The organism is Vibrio sp. HENC-03 (assembly GCF_000305755.2).
Taxonomy (GTDB): domain Bacteria; phylum Pseudomonadota; class Gammaproteobacteria; order Enterobacterales; family Vibrionaceae; genus Vibrio; species Vibrio owensii.
The window spans coordinates 40,821-59,505 of sequence record NZ_JH976129.1; the positions used below are offsets into that span (position 1 = coordinate 40,821).

Here is an 18,685-nt window from a genome sequence, read left to right on the forward strand (position 1 = left end):
AAAGTAATCGTCAGATACAAGATCAAATGGGAGCTTCGGCTCCCATTTTCCATTGTCGTAATATCAAACACAGTTGACGATATGCCACGTCTTCACAACTGTCTCGCCAAATCGTGACTTTCTCACCCGACGCTAATTCAAACGTGACTTTGAACGCTGCCGCCGACACATCAACACTCGATATTGTCGAAGTTTGTTTGTCATTGCGTACTGTGCCATCACGATGCAAATACCAACCACCACAGGCTGAAGGTACGACAAAGCCACCTTGCATTTGGCAACGAATAATCAGTAGTAACAGATAAGTTGATAAGACGAGTGGGATATCAGAACAGATAACCGCCCAAACGCAACCTAGGAGAAGAAGTTGGTTGGCAATTTGGGCGTATAGAGAAGTGTTAACCTTGAGATTAACGAACCTTGCTGAGGTTGTGTGCGACAATTTTATCGACCATCGATGCATGGCCTAGATTTTCGCTACGACCGTGGCCCATCACCCAAGTAAACAGATCGGGATCATCGCATTCTAGTAGTGAGACGAAATCACGCTGCTCTTGCTCATTTAGTGCATCAAAGCACTCTTCAAAAAACGGCATAATCACCACGTCAAGCTCAAGCATGCCACGACGACAAGCCCATTTAATACGCGCCTTTTCTTCCGCAGTGTACATTCAGTATTCCTTCATAGATGTCTTGTTCTTAGTGCGGAGTGTAACAAGGGATGTGCAACGTCACTAGTGTGCGGGTCACAATATGTAGCCAAGTCGCTGCAAATCCTGAACGCATTTAATAAACAAACGTTCAGCAAAGCCAAACACCTTAAAATTGAGTGGATATATTGAGTGCTGACAAATGCCGATTCTGCATTTAACATAGCTGAAAAATATCTTCAAAAGGCATTGTAATCATGGAATGGCAAACTCGCTTTTCACCGCTGAACCTATCGACACAAGACGCACTACCTGAGCTGTCTATCTCGCTATTGGATAACCTGGGTATGATCACCATGATTGGAGACGACAAAAAGTCGTACCTACACGGTCAAGTTACCTGCGATGTGGTTTCTCTTGAGAAAGACCAATCAATGTTGGGTGCACATTGTGATGCGAAAGGTAAAGTGTGGAGTGTCTTCCGCCTATTCCACCATAACGATGGCTATGCAATGGTTCAGCCAAAATCAGCGATTGAAGTGGAACTGAAAGAAATCAAAAAGTACGCGGTGTTCTCGAAAGTGACCATCGAAGAGTCTAGCGATGTTGTGCTGGGTGTCGCTGGTGAGAATGCAGATGCCTTCATCTCAACACTAAATGCTGATTCTGGCGACGTGCGTACAGTTGAAGGAGGCACTGCAGTCAAAGTGGCTTCAAACCGCTGGTTGCTTGCGCTTACAGCAGAAGCAGCACAATCGTTAGTGGAAGATAGCCAAGCAACACTAACAACCCATGAGCTTTGGACCCGTTTCGATATTGAAGCAGCACTACCATACGTGGCAGCAGACGCGCAAAACGAGCACATTCCACAAGCACTAAACGTACAAGCGCTTGGGGGCATCAGCTTTACGAAAGGCTGCTACACAGGTCAAGAAACCGTAGCGCGCGCGAAATACCGCGGTACCAACAAACGTGCAATGTACATTGTTAAAGGTGCAACCGCTGAAGCCTTAGATGAAAGTACAATCGAACTGGAACGTAGTGTCGGTGAAAACTGGCGTTCAGTAGGCGCATTGCTCACACATTACCAATTCAGCGACAACCAAGCGATGGGGCTCATTGTATTGCCAAACAATCTAGACGATGACACTCGTCTGCGCTTGGTTGCTCAACCTGAGTCTGAATGGGAAATCGCAGCATTGCCGTACAGCCTTGACGATGAGTAATACCATTCATACCCCTTTGATGCAGTTTTTGGCGGACCAAAACATCGAGTACCGCCTTCTTCCTCATCAAAGGCCAGCAACAACCATTGAGGATGCCGCGCAACAACGCGGCATTCGCCCTTCTCAAATGGTCAAAGCGATTCTTTTGCGTGATATGGGAAATCAATATGCGCTTGCTTGTGCACCAGGTGATCGTAGCGTTGATCCAAAGAAGGTGCGCGCATTACTGCAGTGCCGTCGCATGACGTGTGTTGATCAAGCGGACGTAGAAGCGATTACCGGATACAAGATTGGTACTGTCACACCACTCCTCCTAAAACGCTACATGCCGATCGTATTTGATCCAAGTTTGCTTGAAGAAAAAGAAATCACCATTAGCAGCGGAGATCGTATGGCTGGCTTAGCGCTATCCATCGATGATCTCATCCAATTATGCCAACCAACCATGGCTGATATCTGCCGCTAACATGTAATCAAGCGCAGGATTCTCACTCCTGCGTGATCTCACTCATATCTCTCCGATTACACTCAAGAATTTTTAATCATTTTTAAAACATAAATAGTCACAAATGAAAAACTCGTATATGCTGAATTCGTTGGTTAAGTTTTCAACAACGACTCAGCCAACGTAAAGTGAATCTGCTGACTTGTATGACAGCGTTCATTAAGTCAGTCGTCCACTTTTGTGTAATGCATCTGTGACTATTCGCCCGCCGAAGCGGGCTTTTTTTTGCGTGGAACTTTTTTCCTTTTCCTTCCTCTAACTCAATGAAAGCAATGCATTTGAGGTTTCAACCTCGTCAAAACGAACAAAATGCAACCCATTGAGAAAAACATTTAGCAAACAATCATTTTCCTTCTATTCTTATTTCTGTAACAAAACTGTTGCTTAATGCACCACGTAAGAACAGGAGAGCTCAAGGACTGGTTCCTTCGACAATGATTTTTTGAGGTAATCCTCACGCTATTTGAGATATGACTCTGTCAATTTGTCTAAGGCAGCACAAATCTCTAAAGCCAAGTGCCTCAACTGCACTTAATACTATTGCTGTCACAATAATTTTTACGCGAAAAACGTAGAATAACTGGGCTAGGTAAGAGATAAGGAAGAGTAAATATGAGACTGTTTAAGCGCTATACACCAGGTATGATTGCTAAACACATAAGTCGTCTTTTTAAAGGAAGAATTTATATTTACGGAGTCGGTAAGTTCGAGTTTGATAACGGAAAATTGATGTTGCCAGAGAAAGCTGAGAAACGTCACTTTCAGGCAGTAAAAGAGATTAACCAAGAGATTATGAAGCTCAGATGCGCATACGCTTAGCTTAAACATCGATGTAATAAGAAAGGCTGGATTAACCAGCCTTTTTTGTATCTTCTATTCGTGAATCGAGAAACGCATTTATTGACGCGCTAGTTCCGGCAAATTGCCTTTCAAACCTAGTGCACGCTTCATGATTTCATCTTTCGCACCCGGCAGTTGTCCTGCTAGGCTCAAACCAATACCACGAACCAGCTTCTTGGCAGGGTTCTCACCGGAGAACAGATCACGGAAGCCTTGCATCGCCGCTATCATCTTCGCCGCCTCAGCTTTGCGCCAACGTTCGTAACCACGTAGGTTACGTTTGGTGCCAATGTCCTGCCCCTGTTTCCACAGCGCCAACACTTCTTGCGCTAAGCTCGCAGCATCCAATAAACCAAGGTTCACACCCTGCCCTGCTAGTGGATGAATTGTGTGTGCTGCATCGCCAACTAGCGCCACGCGTTCAACCACAAAGTCACGCGCATAACGCATCTTAAGTGGGAATGCTGCACGTTCGCCAACTACTTCACACAAACCTAAACGCGCATCAAATTCGCTAGTCAGTGCTTTATTAAACTCTTGCTCGTTCATCGCCAGCAGTTGCTCTGCGCGATTTGGCTCGGTAGACCAAACAATCGAACACATGTGCGGATCAGACATTGGCAGGAAAGCCAATGGACCTTGCGGTGTAAAGATCTGACGCGCAACACTGTTGTGTGGGTCAGCGGTTTTCACGTTCGCAACAAGGGCACTATGACCGTAATCCCAATGCGTTAGTGGGATATCCATTTGGTTACGCAGCCAAGAGTTTGCACCATCGGCGCCAACAACCAACTTAGCTGTCATAGCCTGACCATTATCGAGCGTTAGCCAGCTTTCTTGCTCACCCACCGCAAGCGTTGCACAACGAGCAGGCATAAACAGCGTCACGTTATCGAGCTTTTGAACTTGCTCTAGCAGCGCCAATTGAATTACGCGGTTTTCAACGATATGGCCAAGATCCGGTTGAGCCATGCTTTGTGCATCAAATGCGATGTTAGCGAAACTGTCTTGCTCCCAGACTTCCATTGCATGGTATGGTGCAGCGCGACGCTGCTCGATACCCTGCCAAGCACCAAGGTTACGAAGGATAGTTTCACTTGAACGGCTCAACGCCGACACGCGAACATCTGGCTGTTCATTTAGGGTGTCGTTTGGCACTGCACCTTCGATAACGGCTACTCGCAGGTCACTGTCCTTAAAAGCGGCAGCTAATGCTAAACCCACCATTCCACCACCGATGATGGCGATATCTACACTTTGCATCATTGCTTTTGTTACCTAATTCGTTGCCGTTTATCGTTTCACTAGACCAAGTGTATGGCGTAGCAGCGGCTGCTTAAAAGTAGAAAGGTTATCCATCGTTGCGAGAGCAAGGTTACGCCCAATTCGCATCGCCGGTAAATCATTTGAGAAAATATGCACGAGAGAGCTAGTTAACCAAATCGTTTCGCTGCGATCATCTTCACGGCGCTGGCTAAATCGCATCAAACCTTGGTAGCGACCGGCATCTTCAGCTTGCTTAACCACCTCTTCCGCTAATGATGCCACATCACGAATACCAAGGTTGAAGCCTTGCCCAGCAATCGGGTGAAGCGTTTGTGCAGCATTGCCGACAATAGCAAAGCGGTGCGAAATGTTCTGCTTACGATGACGCAGAAGAAGCGGATAGCTCGCGCGTTGTCCGACTTTCTGCATCGCACCTAGTCTCCAACCAAAATCGTTCTGCAAGCGCTCAAGAAACTCTGCGTCAGACAAGTTCACGACGCTTTGCGCCTCTTCAGGACGCAGACACCATACTAACGACATACGGTTATCACTCATCGGCAACAGTGCGACTGGACCATTCTCTGTAAAGCGTTCAAAAGCGCGACCTTGATGAGGCTCTTGCGTCACAATATTCGCGATCACAGCCACTTGGTCGAAATCATGCTCAGACAGCTCTAAACCGATTTGCTGGCAACATTGCGACACAGCGCCATCAGCAGCCACTAGCAACTTAGCTTCCAGCTTCTCACCGCTGCTCAACTCTATGTGTGCTTTGTCTTGCTCACGCTCGATGTTCGCAACCGAATCAGGGCAAAACAGAGTGATTGCTTTGCTCTTATCCAAGAGCTCTTGGTAGACACGACCTACATCGGCAAGTTCGACTACGTAGCCAAGGGCTTCAACGCCAACTTCGTGCTTGGTAATCTCAGTCATGCCCGCATGAGAGCGGTCAGAAACATGAATATGTTCAATTGGAGTTGCACAAGGCTCGATAGCAGACCACAACTGCAAGTGACGCAGAATGTTGACCGTACCGTAGGACAGAGCAATCGAGCGCGAATCAAAGCCCGGATGTTGATCCGATTGGGCTTTAAAAGGCTCAACAACCGCAATTTGCAGCGCGCCTTTAGATAAACGGTCGATTGCTAACGCAAGTGTGGCACCAGCCATGGCACCACCAGCAATTACAACGTCATATTGCCTCATGCTAACCTCTAGAAACTATTCGATAATGGGGAACGAGTGATTAATGAATCGTTGGTTTGTTTTCGTTGCTTTCAGGACGAGCACCAAACTCTGCATGAATAGTTAATACGCAGGCTTTAACGTGTTCGATTACTTGCTCTAGTAATAGCGCTTGCTCGCCTAGGTCATCGTCTTCATCAATACCAAGCTTGGCGATTTCTTCTAGATCAGCCAAGGCCTCTTTTGCATCGTCTGATGCCTTATCAATCGCTATGCCCGCTAAGCCCATACCTGAGATAAAGTGGTTCACAAAGTCAGACACACCATCTGCTAGCGCAAACAAACCTTCTTCGCCCGCTTCATCTGGAAGCAGCAGAGACACCTCCATCGAAGTGCCCGTTAGCTCGTTAACAGTTACTTGGAACACGCTTTGTGCCAATGCTAATGCGTTTGATGGCCAGCCCATGCCTTCGTTGGTGTAATCAAACAGAATCGGTTGCCAGGTTTGGTCGTTAATCGCCAATCCACCACTTAGCATGCCAACAAGTAGACCGTGCAATTCTGCTGGGGTCACAGCAAGGCTTGCAGATTTCAGTTCAGCAGCAATAGATTGGTATTCAGGAAGGGTGATTTCACTCATAATCTTGGCTCATTCTTGCGTAATAATGTATCGACATATCCTACCATCAAGCCTAGTCGGCTGAAACGGCTATCAAATTCAATTTTGGACAGCATTTAATCAATTTGCCCAATTCCTGTGTGATCACTTCACCATTTTTCTTTCTGTGATGGGAAATGCTTGAATCTTAATAGCGGTTTTCCTATAGTTTCCTCCTCGGTAGTTGTATAACGCAACGCCTTAGATAGCGCGAATATAGAGTTTATTCATCATGAGCAATCAAGCGATCGACGTTGAAATCCTTGGCAAAATGACACGAGTCAATTGTCCTGCGGGGCAAGAAGAGTCACTAATTACAGCGGCTAAAGATCTTGATCGTCGATTGAAAGAGATGAGCGAGCGTACTAAGGTAACCAATGAAATTCAGCTACTGACCTTTGCTGCGTTGAACATTTGTTATGAATTGCATACAAAATCATACGAATCTAACGGTCAGCAACAAGAAATTACTGAGCGAATGGAAAAGCTCACCGCGTCTTTAGAAAGTGCGCTTAGTAAGGTAAAGCAAGGACAGCAGTAGATACAAAATTTACCCTGGGGTGTGCGTCAGTTGGATTTAAGTCCCTGAGCCGATAAGCAATACCAAAGGGTTAGTACTTGATAGCTATTGAGCAAGCTTGGCATGCACCGAGAAGCCTACGGTTATCATTGCTGATCCGCCTTGAACCAGCTGGTTCAAGGGCCACAATCCTCAACGGCACCCTGGGGTATCCTCTCTATGTCAGACCTATCTCGACAAGAATTCCGCAAACTCATCCGTGAAAAACGCAACGCCCTTTGTAGCGATACTCAGTTCCAAGCTGGGCTCGATCTCGTTCAGCAGTTTTCGCAGTTAGCAGAAATCAAAACCGCGCAGCACATTGCCATCTATTTGTCTGCCGATGGTGAGTTAGACACCAAACCTTTGATTGAATCACTATGGCAGCAAGGTAAGTCGATTTACCTGCCCGTCATTCATCCTTTCTCTAAAGGTCAATTACTCTTCTTGCAATACGTCAATGATGAACAGTTGGTGTACAACAAATACGGAATCTTAGAACCTGCGCTTGATATCCGCTTCCTCAAACCGGTCCGTGAACTGGATGTCATTTGTACGCCGTTAGTCGGGTTTGACAGTGTAGGCCATCGCTTAGGTATGGGCGGAGGCTACTACGACCGGACACTCTCGCGCTGGTTTAGCACTGGCGAAGGTGCTAAACCGATCGGTATCGCCCACGATTGCCAGCATGTAGAGCGCCTACCCGTTGAAAGTTGGGATATTCCATTACCTAAGATCGTGACTCCAAGCCAAATCTGGCAATGGGAAAAGTAACACTTACCCGCTATAATCACGCCGCAAACGTTAACGAACATCTATTCAGGAGATTGGCATGACTCAAGATGAAATGAAGAAAGCGGCTGGTTGGGCAGCACTTAAGTATGTTGAGAAAGGCAGCATTGTCGGTGTTGGTACTGGCTCTACCGTGAATCACTTCATCGATGCCCTAGGCAGTATCAAAGATGATATCAAAGGCGCAGTGTCTAGCTCTGTTGCTTCTACTGAGCGTCTAAAAGAGCTTGGTATTGAAGTTTACGAGTGTAACGACGTAGCAATGCTAGATATCTACGTTGATGGTGCAGATGAAATCAACGCAGCGCGTGAAATGATCAAAGGCGGCGGTGCTGCTCTGACTCGTGAAAAGATCGTTGCGGCTATTTCAGAAAAATTCGTATGTATCGTTGACGGCACAAAAGCAGTTGACGTACTTGGTCAGTTCCCACTTCCTGTTGAAGTTATCCCAATGGCGCGCTCATACGTTGCTCGTGAATTGGTAAAACTAGGTGGTGACCCTGCATACCGTGAAGGCGTAACGACGGACAACGGCAACGTAATCCTAGACGTGCACAACATGCAAATCACTAACCCGAAAGAGCTTGAAGACAAGATCAACGGCATCGCAGGTGTGGTAACGGTAGGTCTGTTCGCTCACCGTGGTGCAGACGTGGTTATCACTGGCACACCAGAAGGTGCGAAAATAGAAGAATAAATCATTAGATGATTTAAATTTTCTGTTATTTCATTACAGACGGCGCCCTAGGGCGCCGTTTTTTCTTCCTTTTTCTAAGAAAAGCATGCCTTATTCCGTAATTTTCTTACCCAAAGCAAAAATTTTTTGTTACTTTATTGAACAGAAGACGCACAGGGAAACGTTTGTCTTCCGACAAAACTGTTAATTATCCCCTTTTTAATGGTTTTGCTTTATGTGCGCCACATTAGCCCACCTTTCCATTTTAAGGACGAGAAAAATGGCCAAAGTTTCACTGGAAAAAGAAAAGATTAAGATCCTCTTGCTAGAGGGACTCCACCCTTCTTCAGTTGAAGTTCTTCAAGCAGCTGGCTACAGCAACATTGAATATCACAAAGGTTCCCTTTCAGAAGAAGAGCTGATTGAAGCAGTAAAAGACGTGCACTTCATCGGTATCCGTTCCCGAACGAACCTATCTGAAGAAGTGATCAATGCGGCAAATAAGCTGGTTGCGATTGGCTGTTTTTGTATCGGTACCAACCAAGTTGACCTAAGTGCTGCCGCTCGACGCGGTGTCCCTGTATTTAATGCACCATTCTCAAACACGCGCAGTGTTGCCGAGTTGGTGTTAGGCCAAGTACTACTGCTTCTTCGTGGTATCCCAGAGAAAAACGCACTCGCACACCGTGGTATTTGGAAGAAGAGTGCAGACAGCTCTTACGAAGCACGTGGTAAGCGTCTGGGTATCATCGGTTACGGTCACATCGGTACTCAGCTAGGTATCATCGCAGAAAACTTAGGCATGCGCGTTTACTACTACGACATTGAAAACAAACTGTCGCTAGGTAACGCAACGCAAGTGTTCACCATGAGCGAGCTGCTGAACAAGTGTGACGTCATTTCTTTGCACGTTCCTGAAACGCCAGAGACCAAGAACATGATGGGTGCAGAAGAGTTCGCACGCATGAAGCCAGGCGCAATCTTTATCAACGCTGCGCGCGGTACTGTCGTAGACATCCCTGCTCTATGCCACAGTCTAGAGTCTGGTCATATCTCAGGCGCTGCGGTTGACGTATTCCCAGTAGAACCAAAAACCAATGCTGATGCATTTGAGTCTCCACTGCAGAAGTTCGACAACGTCATCCTAACTCCACACGTCGGTGGTTCAACGCAAGAAGCGCAAGAAAACATTGGTGTTGAAGTTGCTGGTAAACTGGCGAAATACTCTGACAACGGTTCAACCCTATCAAGTGTGAACTTCCCAGAGGTATCACTGCCTGAGCATCGTGAATGTTCACGTCTGTTGCACATCCACAAAAACCGCCCTGGTATCCTGACGCAAATCAACACCATCTTCGCGGAAGACGGCATTAACATCGCAGGTCAGTACCTACAAACGGCAGCTGAGATCGGTTACGTGGTTATCGACGTCGAGACTTCTCGCGCAGAAGAAGCACTAGTGAAACTAAAAGGCATCGAAGGCACAATCCGTGCTCGTATCCTTCATTAATCACTGATTACTAGACATAAAAAAGGCAGGGACTCCCCTGCCTTTTCTGTTTCTATTCGTCGTGATTTTCTCTGTACTATTTCAGCTTATAAACCACATCTACTTGGTCACGAATCACAAGCGTAGAGTCTTGGTAGCTATTCGAACTCTCTCTTGCATCCATTGCCATTGAACGTAAAAGCACTGGACGAGCGTGCATTTGGTTGTAGTTAATCTGCCAAACATCACCCAACTTTTTGTCAAAACCAGTCGCTAAAGATGCCGCCTTGCTTTGCGCATCTTTGATTGCTTCCATACGCGCTTTTTGCTGATACTCAGACTGGTTACTCACTTTAAGCTGAATATTATCGACTTGATTAATGCCAGCTTTTAACGCCATGTCCAAGTATTCATTCAAGTTAGCAAGATCGTTTACCGTCACATCAATACTACGTGATGCGCGATAGCCAACTAGCTCTGCTTTGCCCGATTTCGGATAGTGGTACTGCGGTGCTAAGTATAAGTTTGAACTGGTGATGTTATCTTTTGACAACCCTGCATCCGCTAAGCTTTTTAGAAACGCATCCACGGTATTATCGACCGATTGCTTCGCTTGCTCCGCAGTCATTGTCGTATCAACTACCTTCACAGAGAAAGTGGCCATATCTGGAGTTGCAACAACTTCACCGTATCCAGTCGTACTCACATGAGCAAAATCAGGTGCATCATTCGCAAGTACAGAAACGCTAGTAAGGCTTAATGCCGAAGCCAGAAAAATTGAAGACAGTTTCATTCGATAAATCCATCCGTATTGAAATAGAAAAGTCACTCCAAATGCCGGAGTTCAAGACGAGATACTCGATGAATGCCATGGCGGATTAAGTTGACGCCTCATCAAAACCAGAAAGATAAGAGGCACCAATGAACTGGAGTGTATATAGCTTCATCATAGAAACTTCTGCCAATTATCCAAGCGCCCTAAGCGACTTCTAACACAACTTTGACTGTGTTACTTCGCCGTAATTTCAGCTTAAAACGCGAGGCAAGCGGGAACTTATTGTGGCAAATGCTGTTGCGCGTAGCCAACAATCGCTTGTGAGATTTCTTGAAGCACACCCGTTTCTAACTGCCAGTGATGCCAGTAAATTCGATAGGACATCAAAAAGCCCGGCGTAATATCAATCAACTCACCTTTCTCCAGTTCGTCAGTGATCTGCAATCGAGGAATCAAACAATAAGCCACGCCTGCTAACGCCATCTTAAGGAAAGCTTCTGAGCTACTGATGTTGTGATGAATCACGCTATCTGGCCTCACGTTGAAGTGTTCCGTTAAGAACTTCTTATGCAGATCATCATATTGGTCATAAGACACTGCAGGAGCTTTCGCGAGCGTTTGATTGTTGACCCCTTCCGAGAAGTAACGTTGATAAAACTCTGGGTTGGCGACACAGACATAATCGATGCGACCAAGATAGTCTGCTCGACAGCCAGGAATGGCTTGAGATTCTAAACTGATCGCCCCTGCAACCTCACCACTTCTTAGCTTCTCAATCGAGCGCGACTCGCCATAAATGGTTAGTTTTAGTTCCACTTGGCGATGCTTCATTACGTCTTGCAACGCAGGTAAAAGCCAGGTTGCGAGACTGTCTGCATTGGTTGCCAATGAAAGCTGTACAGGACGTGTTGTCGTGTCGTTTTTTAGTTCAGGGAGGATTTCATGCTCAAGCAATCTTACTCGGCGATACAACCCGAGTAACTTCTTACCAATCGGGGTTGGTTTTGGTGGTTGCTCCCGAATAAGAACCGGTTGGGCAAGGTACTTCTCTAGCTGCTTGATACGCTGGGAAATAGCGGATTGTGAGACAAAAAGGTGCTCAGCCGCTCGGTCAAAGCTGCCTTGATGCACTACCGCATCTAACGCTTCAATCCATTTATAGTCCAATCCTCGCACGTGTTTTTCCTCCCTAATAAACGCCAAAAACACCAGATAAGTGTTACTAATAATATATTAAAATCATTAATTATACTTATTTCAATAAAAGCTTTATCTTCCATTCCTCTGTTGTTCTATTGCTAATTTTTTGAGGTGTGTTGTGAGCTTTTGGGTGTTATTACAAGGATTCGGTTTAGGTGCGACGATGATCATTCCGATCGGAGCGCAGAATGCGTACGTCCTTAACCAAGGTATTAAGCGTCAACATCACCTGACGACCGCGACCATCTGTAGCATCCTAGATATGATCTTCATATCGCTTGGTATTTTTGGTGGTGGTGCGATCCTATCGCAAAATGAAATCCTGCTGACCTCAGTCACTTTAGGTGGCATTGCCTTCTTAAGTGTTTACGGTTTACTGTCACTAAAAAGCGCATTCAAACCGGCAGACGCCTCTGAATCGAAAGGTGAAGTCGTCGCTCGAGGTCGTCGTACCGTGATTCTTGGCGCACTTGCCGTCACAGTGTTGAACCCACATCTTTACTTAGATACCGTAGTGATCTTGGGTTCAATTGGTGGTCAATTCGAAGGCAACGATCGCATCGCATTTGCTATGGGCACCATCATGGCTTCATTTGTGTGGTTCTACACACTCTCATTAGGTGCTGCGAAATTAGGTCCGACGCTCTCAAAACCGAAAGTGAAGAAAGGCATTGATATTGCGGTTGCCGCTATGATGTTTACTATCGCTTTTGTACTTGCGAATGAGTTAGTCACCAAATACTGGTAAAGACAAATAGGAAAGAAACACGACATGGAGTCACTGGAAAAAATCCATCAAATCAACCGAGAGCGATTCAATGCGCTCTCCATCCCCTTTAGAGAATGGCAACACGAAGCCATTCTCGACTTCGAAACCGACGTCAAAGTCGCCGCACAACTCGGTTGGACAGGCACGCATACTAAGAGTCTTTTTCTCAAGCTAAAAGGACAAGGTTATGCCGTGTACCTAACCGACAAGGACTCGCGTTTAAACTCCAAGCAAATCAAAGCCATTACTGGTAAACGACCTTCAATTTGCAACGACGATGAAATGATTGAGCAACTAGGTTGTGTGCCCGGCGCAGTTTGCCCTATTGGCTTACCTGAACATGTCACCATTATCGTTGATACAGCACTCTACCAACATGAAGAGTTGCTCTATACACCAGGTTTACCCGAGTTAACCTTTGGCTTTGCAGGTAGCGAGCTTAAGCGTCTGCTCCTTGCTGGCAGTAACACTCTGTTAGAACTTTAGAAAATTGGGATATAAAAAAAGCGAGGCCATTGCCTCGCTTTTTCATGTTCTCAATCGAAGGGATTAAGCTTCTACTTTGTTCAAGTGAACATCCATTTGTGGGAATGGAATTTCGATGCCTGCTTCATCCAACGCTTCTTTGATTGCTTGAGTAGAATCGAAGTAAACGTCCCAGTAATCAGCGGTTTTACACCATGGACGAACCACGAAGTTTACTGAAGAATCTGCTAGAGCCAGTACACCAATTTGGATTGCTGGATCTTTAAGGATACGCTCATCTTTTTCTAGCACGTCACGGATAACTTGCTTAGTTTGTTTAAGGTCAGCGCTGTAAGAAACACCGATAACTAGGTCTACACGACGCGTAGCGTGGCGAGAGTAGTTCGTGATTGCGCCGCCGATAACTGATGAGTTCGGTACAACAACCATTTTGTTGTCAGGTGTTTTTAGTACAGTTTGGAAGATTTGAATTGCTTCAACACTACCTGCTACACCGCCGATTTCTACGTAGTCACCAGACTTGAATGGACGGAATGCAACAATTAGTACGCCCGCTGCAAAGTTAGATAGTGAGCCTTGTAGAGCAAGACCAACAGCAAGACCTGCCGCACCGATTACCGCAACTACAGATGCAGTTTGAACACCTACACGGCCTAGTGCCGCGATAAGTACGATAACAAATAGAAGGTAACGAACTAAACCATTGACGAATTCAACAACAGCTTTGTCCATCTTTTTCTTTTCAAGCACTTTTGAAACGCTGTTTGCTACCGCTTTAACGATAATGTTACCGATAAATAGGATCAGCAGTGCAGAAATGATGTTCACACCGTACTGAATAAGAAGATCTGAGTTGTTATTTAGCCATGTTTCAGCTTTGCTCAAACCATCCGTTAAAGAGGTATCGATACCCATCGATTCACCTGCCATAATTCGTATCCTCAAAATAAAGATATTAAATCTAATTGCCGTTAATTTATGAACCTTGTTTTTTATAGGTTCTTATTCACAACAACATCCCTATTGTTTTCCTGAACAGTGTCAGATTTTTGGCACAATATCTCAAAACTGAAATTTTGCAAAGTCAGAGTTTAGCAAAGACCTACAAAACAAAGCTTTATCAGATTTTTCTGATACTGGCATGTTACAGAGTACGCAATGGATTTACATTTCGCCACACTTTTTACTTGGTTTTATGCCACTTGGTGCGGAAATGCGCTGAGTTTCGAAATTTGCGCCAAAAACAGAAGGGATATGAAGTGCGGTGATCATATAGCAGTTGATTTAGTTATCAATTGCTACAGGAAGGAGAATCTAGGCTGTCTCATTGTTTAGACATAAAAAAACCCGCTCTAAGAGCGGGTTTTTAGAAACTCAGTTGAGACGAATTATAGTACGTCTACTGCGTTTAGGTCAGCAAATGCTTTCTCTAAACGAGCTACCATTGAAGCTTGACCAGCACGTAGCCATACGCGTGGATCGTAGTACTTCTTGTTTGGAGCGTCTTCGCCAGTTGGGTTACCGATTTGACCTTGTAGGTAATCGTGGTTGTCAGCTTCGTACTGACGGATACCATCCCAAGTTGCCCACTGTGTATCAGTATCGATGTTCATTTTGATAACACCGTAGCCGATAGACTCTTGGATTTCTGCTTCAGTAGAACCAGAACCACCGTGGAATACGAAGTTTAGAGCGTTTGGTGCGATACCGAACTTCTCTGCACAGTATGCTTGAGAGTCACGTAGGATAGTTGGAGTTAGAACAACGTTACCTGGCTTGTAAACGCCGTGTACGTTACCGAAAGAAGCTGCGATAGTGAAGCGGTGTGAAACAGCGCTTAGTTTCTCGTATGCGTAAGCAACGTCTTCTGGAGAAGTGTATAGCTCAGATGCGTCCATGTGAGAGTTATCAACGCCGTCTTCTTCACCACCAGTACAACCAAGTTCGATCTCGATTGTCATGTTCATCTTAGCCATGCGCTCTAGGTACTTAGCACATGTTTCGATGTTTTCTTCTAGAGACTCTTCAGAAAGGTCTAGCATGTGAGAAGAGAATAGAGGTTTACCAGTTTGAGCGAAGAACTCTTCACCAGCGTCTAGTAGACCGTCGATCCATGGAAGAAGTTTCTTAGCAGCGTGGTCAGTGTGTAGGATTACTGGCACACCGTAAGCTTCAGCTACAGTGTGAACGTATTTAGCACCAGCTACAGCACCAAGGATTTGAGCACCTTGACCTTCAAGTTTCACGCCTTTACCAGCGAAGAAACCAGCACCGCCGTTAGAGAACTGAACAACAACTGGAGCTTTAACTTTTGCAGCTGCTTCTAGTACTGCGTTTACAGAATCAGTACCAACAACGTTTACTGCAGGAAGAGCAAATTTGTTTTCTTTTGCTACTTCAAATACTTTCTGAACGTCATCGCCAGAGATAACACCTGGTTTTACGAAGTCGAAGATCTTAGACATGGATGTAATCCTATTTATCTGTCGTTTTTTAAACAAAACTTGTTAAATTGAAAAATCTTGCAAACGTTTGCTCACAACTGAGGCTATTCTAGCAGAGTTCCACTCTCGTTGCAGCAAACAAGAAAGCGGGAGATGACTCCCCCGCTTTGCGATTATTACTTAGCGCGTGCTTCTAGCATTTCAACTGCTGGAAGTACTTTACCTTCTACGAACTCAAGGAAAGCGCCGCCGCCAGTAGAGATGTAAGATACGTCAGCTTTGATACCGAACTTGTCGATAGCTGCTAGCGTGTCACCACCACCTGCAACAGAGAAACCTTCAGAAGCTGCGATAGCTTCAGAGATACCTTTAGTACCTGCTTCGAAGTTCTTGAATTCGAATACGCCTACTGGACCGTTCCATAGGATAGTCTTAGCGTTCTTAAGGATTTCTGCTAGTTCAGCAGTTGAATCTGGACCAAGGTCGAAGATCATGTCGTCGTCTTGTACTTCAGAAACGTGCTTGATTTCAGCTTCTGCGTTCTCGTCGAATGCTTTCGCACATGCAACGTCAGTTGCTACTGGAATTGCACACTCGTCCATTAGCTTCTTAGCTGTTTCAACTAGGTCTGCTTCGTATAGAGACTTACCAACGTTGTGACCAGCAGCTGCGATGAATGTGTTAGCAATACCACCACCAACAACTAGTTGGTCAGCGATTTTAGATAGAGACTCAAGAACAGTTAGCTTAGTAGAAACTTTTGAACCACCTACGATAGCAACCATTGGACGAGCAGGCTTGTCCATTGCTTTACCTAGAGCTTCTAGTTCGTTCGCTAGTAGAGGACCAGCACATGCTACGTCTGCGTGCATACCAACACCGTGAGTAGATGCTTGTGCACGGTGAGCTGTACCGAATGCGTCCATTACGAAGATGTCACATAGAGAAGCGTACTGCTTAGACAGTTCTTCTTCGTTTTTCTTCTCGCCTTTGTTGAAGCGAACGTTTTCTAGAACAACTAGTTCACCAGCGTTTAGTTCTAGACCGTTTAGGTAGTCTTTCGCTAGTTTAACTTCGCAGTCTAGTGCGTCGTTTAGGTAGTTAACTACTGGTTGTAGAGAGAACTCTTCAGCGTATTCACCTTCAGTTGGGCGACCTAGGTGAGAAGTAACCATAACTTTAGCGCCTGCTTCTAGACAGTGCTTGATAGTTGGAAGAGATGCGATGATACGTGCATCTGAAGTTACTTTACCGTCTTTTACTGGCACGTTTAGGTCAGCACGGATAAATACACGTTTACCTGCAAGATCCAGGTCAGTCATCTTGATTACAGACATGATGTGTCCTCTCAAATATTAAATAATTAAAGTTTTTAAAAACTCGGCAATCCTGCCAAGCCCGTTAATTCTTCAAACTGGTTACTGATATGGAGATACGTCAGATTTATTTCAAGGCTTAAAATAAAAAATTTCTCCATCGCCTCTTCACCATTATTGCTCCACTTGTGAAGAAGCTTGCATTGCTAAGGCGGTATCCAGCATCCGGTTAGCAAAGCCCCATTCGTTATCGCACCAAACGAGCATTTTAACGAGTTGCCCGTTACTCACTCTTGTCTGAGTTCCATCCACAATTGCACTATGGGGATCATGGTTAAAGTCGATGGAAACGAGCGGCGATTCAGTATAGTCAACAATGTCACGTAATGTACACTGAGATGCGTTAACAATGGTTTGATTTACGTCATTAACTTTCACATTTGTACTAATTGTGACACTTAAATCCATCGCAGTGACGTTAACTGTCGGAACTCGAACCGAAATAGCTTCGAATTTGTTGGAAAATTTCGGGAAGATTCTTTCAATACCCTTATGCAACTTAGTATCCACTGGAATGATGGATTGACTGGCTGCACGCGTACGGCGTAAATCATTGTGGTAAGCGTCGATAACTTGCTGATCGTTCATTGAAGAGTGAATCGTGGTGATAGTGCCAGACTCAATGCCAAAGGCCTCATCTAATACTTTGATGATAGGAACGATACAGTTGGTGGTACATGAACCATTGGACACCACGCGGTGTTCATCTTTGAGGGTTTCGTGGTTAACACCGTAGATAATGGTGTTATCGAGATCGCTTGCGCCAGGGTGTGAAAACAGAACTTTTTGCGCGCCCGCTTCAATATGAGCTTGGCCATCGGCTTGTGAGCCGAAAACACCAGTACAATCGAGCACGATGTCGACTTCTAAGTCACGCCATGGCAAGAGTTCAATTTCAGCAAGGTGAAGGATTCTAATGGGATCGTATTCTCCACTGTCGTGGTGAACATAGAGGTGTTCTTGGTCGTGCGAGATTTTCTTTCCGAAGCGGCCATGACTGGTGTCATATTGAAGAAGATGTGCCATCGCTTCGGGTTGCGCAAGTTCATTAACCGCCACAACTTTTATCTGCTGATGCTTACCGCTCTCATATACTGCTCGCAGTACATTACGACCGATACGTCCAAATCCATTGATCGCAACTTTTAGCATTTATCCTTCGCCTCACCAAAAATTCGTGTCACAGATAGTACCTGATACGGAGGCTGAGCGCATTAAGTAAGTGATCTCACTCGCGGTAAACTATCTTTTCACTTCCCGGAATATTCATATCACCAATATATTGAGCTCTGACGTTACGTGTTTCGCTTGGCACTTTAGCTCCTTGTTTGACCACCAAAGGAAATGCGTATGTCAGGTTTTCCCGCTGCTCACTTTTGCAAGCGATGCAATAGAGAAACACCACACTCTGAAGTGCTGGTCCGTAAACCAAGTCGTTATGATACGGATAAATCAATTCTTGGAACGTTAAAGCTTTGGGCTCATACCCTGCTGAACGGCGGTCACTATTACGATATGGATCGCTATGTCACCTGTAAGGAATGTGGGCGCAAAGAGAAGGATAACTGGGGAAAAGAATTTGAGTAGGCACAAAAAAACCGAGCATTAACGCTCGGTTTTTCTTTTATCTTCGTAAGCTTACGCTAGCAGTTCTTTTGCTGTGTTCACTACGTTTTCTACAGTGAAACCAAACATCTCGAACAGTTGGTCAGCTGGCGCAGATTCACCGAATGTTGTCATACCGATGATGCGACCGTCGAAGCCAACGTACTTGTACCAGAAGTCAGCA

22 protein-coding genes and 1 other RNA gene are annotated in these 18,685 nt (G+C 45.4%); 11 read left to right on the forward strand and 12 right to left on the reverse strand.

The window, feature by feature from the left end; all coding sequences use genetic code 11:
* Positions 1–22: 22 nt before the first annotated feature.
* Both VCHENC03_RS28075 and VCHENC03_RS03400 read right to left on the reverse strand, forming a co-directional pair.
* Positions 23–463, reverse strand: a complete 441-nt coding sequence (locus VCHENC03_RS28075) for a protein YgfX (RefSeq protein WP_332307026.1) — start codon at positions 461–463, stop codon at positions 23–25.
* Positions 411–671 (reverse strand): FAD assembly factor SdhE, encoded by a 261-nt coding sequence (locus VCHENC03_RS03400; protein ID WP_005429937.1) that lies wholly within the window; start codon positions 669–671, stop codon positions 411–413. The genes VCHENC03_RS28075 and VCHENC03_RS03400 overlap by 53 nt, the downstream gene beginning before the upstream one ends.
* A gap of 236 nt (positions 672–907) precedes the next feature.
* On the opposite strand from VCHENC03_RS03400, the gene ygfZ reads away from it, so the two are divergent.
* The 3 genes from ygfZ (at position 908) to VCHENC03_RS03385 (ending at position 3,200) form a co-directional block, all read left to right on the forward strand.
* Positions 908–1,876 carry a tRNA-modifying protein YgfZ gene (gene ygfZ, locus VCHENC03_RS03395; protein ID WP_009707605.1) on the forward strand — a complete coding sequence of 323 codons (969 nt, stop codon included), beginning with the start codon at positions 908–910 and terminating at the stop codon, positions 1,874–1,876.
* A complete protein-coding gene (locus tag VCHENC03_RS03390; protein WP_009707606.1) occupies positions 1,869–2,342 on the forward strand; it encodes an aminoacyl-tRNA deacylase in 474 nt (157 codons plus the stop codon). The genes ygfZ and VCHENC03_RS03390 overlap by 8 nt, the downstream gene beginning before the upstream one ends.
* A 651-nt stretch (positions 2,343–2,993) precedes the next feature.
* Positions 2,994–3,200, forward strand: coding sequence for a DUF1107 domain-containing protein (locus tag VCHENC03_RS03385; RefSeq protein WP_005449772.1), 207 nt, complete (start codon positions 2,994–2,996; stop codon positions 3,198–3,200).
* Positions 3,201–3,278: 78 nt separating this feature from the next.
* Here VCHENC03_RS03385 and VCHENC03_RS03380 read toward each other — a convergent pair whose 3' ends face one another.
* From VCHENC03_RS03380 to VCHENC03_RS03370, 3 genes are read right to left on the reverse strand one after another with little or no spacing between them, the layout of a single operon-like run.
* Positions 3,279–4,487: an FAD-dependent 2-octaprenylphenol hydroxylase gene (locus tag VCHENC03_RS03380; RefSeq protein ID WP_009707607.1), complete on the reverse strand. Its 1,209-nt coding sequence runs from the start codon at positions 4,485–4,487 to the stop codon at positions 3,279–3,281.
* A 27-nt stretch (positions 4,488–4,514) separates the two neighbouring features.
* The gene (ubiH, locus tag VCHENC03_RS03375; RefSeq protein ID WP_005449769.1) at positions 4,515–5,693 is read right to left on the reverse strand and encodes a 2-octaprenyl-6-methoxyphenyl hydroxylase; all 1,179 of its coding nucleotides are present in this window, start codon (positions 5,691–5,693) and stop codon (positions 4,515–4,517) included.
* Between the two features lie 40 nt (positions 5,694–5,733).
* Positions 5,734–6,312, reverse strand: a complete 579-nt coding sequence (locus VCHENC03_RS03370; RefSeq protein ID WP_009707608.1) for a YecA/YgfB family protein — start codon at positions 6,310–6,312, stop codon at positions 5,734–5,736.
* 250 nt (positions 6,313–6,562) lie between these two features.
* On the opposite strand from VCHENC03_RS03370, the gene VCHENC03_RS03365 reads away from it, so the two are divergent.
* The 5 genes from VCHENC03_RS03365 (at position 6,563) to serA (ending at position 9,867) form a co-directional block, all read left to right on the forward strand.
* Entirely contained in the window at positions 6,563–6,871 is a 309-nt protein-coding gene (locus VCHENC03_RS03365; protein ID WP_005436471.1) for a cell division protein ZapA, read from the forward strand.
* An 8-nt stretch (positions 6,872–6,879) separates the two neighbouring features.
* A non-coding RNA gene (ssrS, locus tag VCHENC03_RS27125) (6S RNA) lies at positions 6,880–7,064 on the forward strand.
* Between the two features lie 5 nt (positions 7,065–7,069).
* Positions 7,070–7,663 (forward strand): 5-formyltetrahydrofolate cyclo-ligase, encoded by a 594-nt coding sequence (locus VCHENC03_RS03360; RefSeq protein ID WP_009707609.1) that lies wholly within the window; start codon positions 7,070–7,072, stop codon positions 7,661–7,663.
* A 58-nt stretch (positions 7,664–7,721) separates the two neighbouring features.
* A complete protein-coding gene (gene rpiA, locus VCHENC03_RS03355) occupies positions 7,722–8,378 on the forward strand; it encodes a ribose-5-phosphate isomerase RpiA (protein ID WP_005436473.1) in 657 nt (218 codons plus the stop codon).
* A 259-nt stretch (positions 8,379–8,637) separates the two neighbouring features.
* A complete protein-coding gene (gene serA, locus VCHENC03_RS03350) occupies positions 8,638–9,867 on the forward strand; it encodes a phosphoglycerate dehydrogenase (protein ID WP_009707610.1) in 1,230 nt (409 codons plus the stop codon).
* A gap of 76 nt (positions 9,868–9,943) precedes the next feature.
* On the opposite strand, the gene VCHENC03_RS03345 is transcribed toward serA, so the two are convergent.
* A complete protein-coding gene (locus tag VCHENC03_RS03345) occupies positions 9,944–10,639 on the reverse strand; it encodes an oxidative stress defense protein (RefSeq protein ID WP_009707611.1) in 696 nt (231 codons plus the stop codon).
* A 261-nt stretch (positions 10,640–10,900) separates the two neighbouring features.
* Positions 10,901–11,797, reverse strand: coding sequence for a LysR family transcriptional regulator ArgP (locus VCHENC03_RS03340; RefSeq protein WP_009707613.1), 897 nt, complete (start codon positions 11,795–11,797; stop codon positions 10,901–10,903).
* Positions 11,798–11,939: 142 nt separating this feature from the next.
* Here VCHENC03_RS03340 and VCHENC03_RS03335 point away from each other — a divergent pair, with 142 nt between their 5' ends.
* Both VCHENC03_RS03335 and VCHENC03_RS03330 read left to right on the forward strand, forming a co-directional pair.
* Positions 11,940–12,569 carry a LysE/ArgO family amino acid transporter gene (locus tag VCHENC03_RS03335; RefSeq protein ID WP_009707614.1) on the forward strand — a complete coding sequence of 210 codons (630 nt, stop codon included), beginning with the start codon at positions 11,940–11,942 and terminating at the stop codon, positions 12,567–12,569.
* A 24-nt stretch (positions 12,570–12,593) separates the two neighbouring features.
* Positions 12,594–13,076: a YbaK/EbsC family protein gene (locus VCHENC03_RS03330; protein WP_009707615.1), complete on the forward strand. Its 483-nt coding sequence runs from the start codon at positions 12,594–12,596 to the stop codon at positions 13,074–13,076.
* 63 nt (positions 13,077–13,139) lie between these two features.
* Here VCHENC03_RS03330 and mscS read toward each other — a convergent pair whose 3' ends face one another.
* The 4 genes from mscS to epd form a co-directional block, all read right to left on the reverse strand.
* Positions 13,140–14,006: a small-conductance mechanosensitive channel MscS gene (gene mscS, locus VCHENC03_RS03325; RefSeq protein ID WP_005436480.1), complete on the reverse strand. Its 867-nt coding sequence runs from the start codon at positions 14,004–14,006 to the stop codon at positions 13,140–13,142.
* Positions 14,007–14,464: 458 nt separating this feature from the next.
* Positions 14,465–15,541 (reverse strand): class II fructose-bisphosphate aldolase, encoded by a 1,077-nt coding sequence (gene fbaA / locus VCHENC03_RS03320; protein WP_005449757.1) that lies wholly within the window; start codon positions 15,539–15,541, stop codon positions 14,465–14,467.
* A gap of 155 nt (positions 15,542–15,696) precedes the next feature.
* Positions 15,697–16,857 (reverse strand): phosphoglycerate kinase, encoded by a 1,161-nt coding sequence (locus tag VCHENC03_RS03315; protein WP_005436484.1) that lies wholly within the window; start codon positions 16,855–16,857, stop codon positions 15,697–15,699.
* 153 nt (positions 16,858–17,010) lie between these two features.
* Entirely contained in the window at positions 17,011–18,048 is a 1,038-nt protein-coding gene (epd, locus tag VCHENC03_RS03310) for an erythrose-4-phosphate dehydrogenase (protein ID WP_005436486.1), read from the reverse strand.
* Positions 18,049–18,246: 198 nt separating this feature from the next.
* On the opposite strand from epd, the gene VCHENC03_RS03305 reads away from it, so the two are divergent.
* Positions 18,247–18,483 carry a hypothetical protein gene (locus VCHENC03_RS03305; RefSeq protein WP_009707616.1) on the forward strand — a complete coding sequence of 79 codons (237 nt, stop codon included), beginning with the start codon at positions 18,247–18,249 and terminating at the stop codon, positions 18,481–18,483.
* A gap of 51 nt (positions 18,484–18,534) precedes the next feature.
* Here the strand turns inward: VCHENC03_RS03305 and VCHENC03_RS28230 are convergent.
* Positions 18,535–18,685 (reverse strand): transketolase-like TK C-terminal-containing protein (locus VCHENC03_RS28230; RefSeq protein WP_009707617.1); only part of this gene is annotated, 151 nt, incomplete at its 5' end.

Coding starts and splice junctions, on each gene's coding strand:
- VCHENC03_RS28075 (WP_332307026.1), bottom strand. CDS start 463: ATGCATCGATGGTCGATAAAATTGTCGCACACAACCTCAGCAAGGTTC.
- VCHENC03_RS03400 (WP_005429937.1), bottom strand. CDS start 671: ATGTACACTGCGGAAGAAAAGGCGCGTATTAAATGGGCTTGTCGTCGT.
- ygfZ (WP_009707605.1), top strand. CDS start 908: ATGGAATGGCAAACTCGCTTTTCACCGCTGAACCTATCGACACAAGAC.
- VCHENC03_RS03390 (WP_009707606.1), top strand. CDS start 1,869: ATGAGTAATACCATTCATACCCCTTTGATGCAGTTTTTGGCGGACCAA.
- VCHENC03_RS03385 (WP_005449772.1), top strand. CDS start 2,994: ATGAGACTGTTTAAGCGCTATACACCAGGTATGATTGCTAAACACATA.
- VCHENC03_RS03380 (WP_009707607.1), bottom strand. CDS start 4,487: ATGATGCAAAGTGTAGATATCGCCATCATCGGTGGTGGAATGGTGGGT.
- ubiH (WP_005449769.1), bottom strand. CDS start 5,693: ATGAGGCAATATGACGTTGTAATTGCTGGTGGTGCCATGGCTGGTGCC.
- VCHENC03_RS03370 (WP_009707608.1), bottom strand. CDS start 6,312: ATGAGTGAAATCACCCTTCCTGAATACCAATCTATTGCTGCTGAACTG.
- VCHENC03_RS03365 (WP_005436471.1), top strand. CDS start 6,563: ATGAGCAATCAAGCGATCGACGTTGAAATCCTTGGCAAAATGACACGA.
- VCHENC03_RS03360 (WP_009707609.1), top strand. CDS start 7,070: ATGTCAGACCTATCTCGACAAGAATTCCGCAAACTCATCCGTGAAAAA.
- rpiA (WP_005436473.1), top strand. CDS start 7,722: ATGACTCAAGATGAAATGAAGAAAGCGGCTGGTTGGGCAGCACTTAAG.
- serA (WP_009707610.1), top strand. CDS start 8,638: ATGGCCAAAGTTTCACTGGAAAAAGAAAAGATTAAGATCCTCTTGCTA.
- VCHENC03_RS03345 (WP_009707611.1), bottom strand. CDS start 10,639: ATGAAACTGTCTTCAATTTTTCTGGCTTCGGCATTAAGCCTTACTAGC.
- VCHENC03_RS03330 (WP_009707615.1), top strand. CDS start 12,594: ATGGAGTCACTGGAAAAAATCCATCAAATCAACCGAGAGCGATTCAAT.
- mscS (WP_005436480.1), bottom strand. CDS start 14,006: ATGGCAGGTGAATCGATGGGTATCGATACCTCTTTAACGGATGGTTTG.
- fbaA (WP_005449757.1), bottom strand. CDS start 15,541: ATGTCTAAGATCTTCGACTTCGTAAAACCAGGTGTTATCTCTGGCGAT.
- VCHENC03_RS03315 (WP_005436484.1), bottom strand. CDS start 16,857: ATGTCTGTAATCAAGATGACTGACCTGGATCTTGCAGGTAAACGTGTA.
- epd (WP_005436486.1), bottom strand. CDS start 18,048: ATGCTAAAAGTTGCGATCAATGGATTTGGACGTATCGGTCGTAATGTA.
- VCHENC03_RS03305 (WP_009707616.1), top strand. CDS start 18,247: ATGTCAGGTTTTCCCGCTGCTCACTTTTGCAAGCGATGCAATAGAGAA.